This is a genomic window from Planococcus sp. TJ-301, assembly GCF_058268475.1.
Window position 1 is genome coordinate 1 of the sequence record NZ_JBZDOH010000009.1, and the last position, 4,537, is coordinate 4,537.

At 54.2% G+C, this 4,537-nt stretch carries 2 rRNA genes; both read left to right on the plus strand.

From position 1 onward, the window contains the following. Positions 1 to 1,350, plus strand: a 16S ribosomal RNA gene (locus AC4EHJ_RS16975); the annotation flags it as partial. A 213-nt stretch (positions 1,351 to 1,563) separates the two neighbouring features. Continuing rightward, positions 1,564 to 4,499, plus strand: a 23S ribosomal RNA gene (locus AC4EHJ_RS16980). Positions 4,500 to 4,537: the final 38 nt, after the last annotated feature.

Here is a 4,537-nt window from a genome sequence, read left to right on the forward strand (position 1 = left end):
AACGGAAAGACGGTTTCGGCTGTCACTGCAGGATGGGCCCGCGGCGCATTAGCTAGTTGGTGGGGTAATGGCCCACCAAGGCGACGATGCGTAGCCGACCTGAGAGGGTGATCGGCCACACTGGGACTGAGACACGGCCCAGACTCCTACGGGAGGCAGCAGTAGGGAATCTTCCGCAATGGACGAAAGTCTGACGGAGCAATGCCGCGTGAGTGACGAAGGTTTTCGGATCGTAAAACTCTGTTGTAAGGGAAGAACAAGTACCAAGTAACTACTGGTACCTTGACGGTACCTTACCAGAAAGCCACGGCTAACTACGTGCCAGCAGCCGCGGTAATACGTAGGTGGCAAGCGTTGTCCGGAATTATTGGGCGTAAAGCGCGCGCAGGCGGTCCCTTAAGTCTGATGTGAAAGCCCACGGCTCAACCGTGGAGGGTCATTGGAAACTGGGGGACTTGAGTGCAGAAGAGGAAAGTGGAATTCCATGTGTAGCGGTGAAATGCGTAGAGATGTGGAGGAACACCAGTGGCGAAGGCGACTTTCTGGTCTGTAACTGACGCTGAGGCGCGAAAGCGTGGGGAGCAAACAGGATTAGATACCCTGGTAGTCCACGCCGTAAACGATGAGTGCTAAGTGTTAGGGGGTTTCCGCCCCTTAGTGCTGCAGCTAACGCATTAAGCACTCCGCCTGGGGAGTACGGCCGCAAGGCTGAAACTCAAAGGAATTGACGGGGGCCCGCACAAGCGGTGGAGCATGTGGTTTAATTCGAAGCAACGCGAAGAACCTTACCAGGTCTTGACATCCCGCTGACCGCCTAGGAGACTAGGCTTTCCCTTCGGGGACAGCGGTGACAGGTGGTGCATGGTTGTCGTCAGCTCGTGTCGTGAGATGTTGGGTTAAGTCCCGCAACGAGCGCAACCCTTGATCTTAGTTGCCAGCATTCAGTTGGGCACTCTAAGGTGACTGCCGGTGACAAACCGGAGGAAGGTGGGGATGACGTCAAATCATCATGCCCCTTATGACCTGGGCTACACACGTGCTACAATGGACGGTACAAAGGGCTGCAAACCCGCGAGGGGGAGCCAATCCCAGAAAACCGTTCTCAGTTCGGATTGCAGGCTGCAACTCGCCTGCATGAAGCCGGAATCGCTAGTAATCGTGGATCAGCATGCCACGGTGAATACGTTCCCGGGCCTTGTACACACCGCCCGTCACACCACGAGAGTTTGTAACACCCGAAGTCGGTGAGGTAACCACTTGTGGAGCCAGCCGCCGAAGGTGGGACAGATGATTGGGGTGAAGTCGTAACAAGGTAGCCGTATCGGAAGGTGCGGCTGGATCACCTCCTTTCTAAGGATAAATTCGGAACCAGCACCTCCGGGTGTTGGGTTGACGTTTTGCGTTCAGTTTTGAAGGTTCACACCTTTCAAGCGGAAACGCTTTTTTTGTGGCTTTCAGACTTGTTCTTTGAAAACTGGATATGACGACATTGAAACATATGAAACAGAGCAATTTCTGCACACACGGCTGAACTTGTTCAGCCAACTTTCTAAACACCAATTTGGTTAAGTTAGGAAGGGCGCGCGGTGAATGCCTTGGCACTAGGAGCCGAAGAAGGACGGCACTAACACCGATATGCTTCGGGGAGCTGTAAGTGAGCGATGATCCGGAGATTTCCGAATGGGGAAACCCACTGCCTTTAATGGGGCAGTATCCTTGCGTGAATTGATAGCGCATGAGAAGGCACACCCAGGGAACTGAAACATCTAAGTACCTGGAGGAAGAGAAAGCAAATGCGATTCCCTGAGTAGCGGCGAGCGAAACGGGAACAGCCCAAACCAAGAGGCTTGCCTCTTGGGGTTGTAGGACACTCTATACGGAGTTACAAAAGGATGAGTTAGGCAAAGCGGCCTGGAACGGCCCGCCACAGAGGGTAACAGCCCCGTCGCCAAAAACTTGTCCCCTCCAGAGTGGATCCTGAGTACGGCGGAACACGTGAAATTCCGTCGGAATCCGGGAGGACCATCTCCCAAGGCTAAATACTCCCTAGTGACCGATAGTGAACCAGTACCGTGAGGGAAAGGTGAAAAGCACCCCGGAAGGGGAGTGAAATAGATCCTGAAACCGCGTGCCTACAAATAGTCAAAGCCCGTTAATGGGTGATGGCGTGCCTTTTGTAGAATGAACCGGCGAGTTACGATTGCATGCAAGGTTAAGCTGAGAAGGCGGAGCCGCAGCGAAAGCGAGTCTGAATAGGGCGAGTGAGTATGCAGTTGTAGACCCGAAACCAGGTGATCTACCCATGTCCAGGGTGAAGGTGAGGTAACACTTACTGGAGGCCCGAACCCACGCACGTTGAAAAGTGCGGGGATGAGGTGTGGGTAGCGGAGAAATTCCAATCGAACCTGGAGATAGCTGGTTCTCTCCGAAATAGCTTTAGGGCTAGCCTCAAGATTGAGAATCCTGGAGGTAGAGCACTGTTTGGACTAGGGGCCCATCCCGGGTTACCGAATTCAGACAAACTCCGAATGCCAGTGATTTATGCTTGGGAGTCAGACTGCGAGTGATAAGATCCGTAGTCAAGAGGGAAACAGCCCAGACCACCAGCTAAGGTCCCCAAATATCCGTTAAGTGGAAAAGGATGTGGCGTTGCTTAGACAACCAGGATGTTGGCTTAGAAGCAGCCATCATTTAAAGAGTGCGTAATAGCTCACTGGTCGAGTGACACTGCGCCGAAAATGTACCGGGGCTAAACGGATTACCGAAGCTGTGGATGGATCTCGTATGGGATCCGTGGTAGGAGAGCGTTCTAAGGGCGTTGAAGCTGGACCGGAAGGACTGGTGGAGCGCTTAGAAGTGAGAATGCCGGTATGAGTAACGAAAGACGGGTGAGAATCCCGTCCACCGAATGCCTAAGGTTTCCTGAGGAAGGCTCGTCCGCTCAGGGTCAGTCGGGACCTAAGTCGAGGCCGATAGGCGTAGACGATGGACAACAGGTTGATATTCCTGTACCACCTCCCCGCCGTTTGAGCAATGGGGGGACGCAGAAGGATAAGGTGAGCGCGCCGTTGGTTGTGCGCGTCCAAGCAGTGAGGCGGAAAATGAGGCAAATCCCATTTTCATGCACGCCAAGCTGTGATGGCAAGGGGCATTGCGCCCTGGAGTCCCTGATTTCACACTGCCAAGAAAAGCCTCTAGCGAGGCGGGAGGTGCCCGTACCGCAAACCGACACAGGTAGGCGAGAAGAGAATTCTAAGGTGAGCGAGTGAACTCTCGTTAAGGAACTCGGCAAAATGACCCCGTAACTTCGGGAGAAGGGGTGCTCTGGTAGGGTGTATAGCCCGAGAGAGCCGCAGTGAATAGGCCCAGGCGACTGTTTAGCAAAAACACAGGTCTCTGCAAAACCGTAAGGTGACGTATAGGGGCTGACGCCTGCCCGGTGCTGGAAGGTTAAGAGGAGTGCTTAGCGCAAGCGAAGGTGCGAATTGAAGCCCCAGTAAACGGCGGCCGTAACTATAACGGTCCTAAGGTAGCGAAATTCCTTGTCGGGTAAGTTCCGACCCGCACGAAAGGCGTAACGATCTGGGCACTGTCTCAACGAGAGACTCGGTGAAATTATAGTACCTGTGAAGATGCAGGTTACCCGCGACAGGACGGAAAGACCCCGTGGAGCTTTACTGTAGCCTGATATTGAATTTTGGTGCAACTTGTACAGGATAGGTAGGAGCCAGAGATCCCGGAGCGCCAGCTTCGGAGGAGGCGTCAGTGGGATACTACCCTGGTTGTATTGAAATTCTAACCCACGCCCCTGATCGGGGCGGGAGACAGTGTCAGGCGGGCAGTTTGACTGGGGCGGTCGCCTCCTAAAGAGTAACGGAGGCGCCCAAAGGTTCCCTCAGAATGGTTGGAAATCATTCGCAGAGTGTAAAGGCAGAAGGGAGCTTGACTGCGAGACGTACAGGTCGAGCAGGGTCGAAAGACGGGCTTAGTGATCCGGTGGTTCCGCATGGAAGGGCCATCGCTCAACGGATAAAAGCTACCCCGGGGATAACAGGCTTATCTCCCCCAAGAGTTCACATCGACGGGGAGGTTTGGCACCTCGATGTCGGCTCATCGCATCCTGGGGCTGTAGTCGGTCCCAAGGGTTGGGCTGTTCGCCCATTAAAGCGGTACGCGAGCTGGGTTCAGAACGTCGTGAGACAGTTCGGTCCCTATCCGTCGCGGGCGCAGGAAATTTGAGAGGAGCTGTCCTTAGTACGAGAGGACCGGGATGGACACACCGCTGGTGTACCAGTTGTTCCGCCAGGGGCATCGCTGGGTAGCTATGTGTGGCCGGGATAAGTGCTGAAAGCATCTAAGCACGAAGCCCCCCTCAAGATGAGATTTCCCATTGCGCAAGCAAGTAAGATCCCTCAAAGACGATGAGGTAGATAGGTTCGGAGTGGAAGCGTGGCGACACGTGCAGCTGACGAATACTAATCGATCGAGGACTTAACCAAAACCGTGGGCACGGATTGCCCGTTTCGTTTCAATGTCG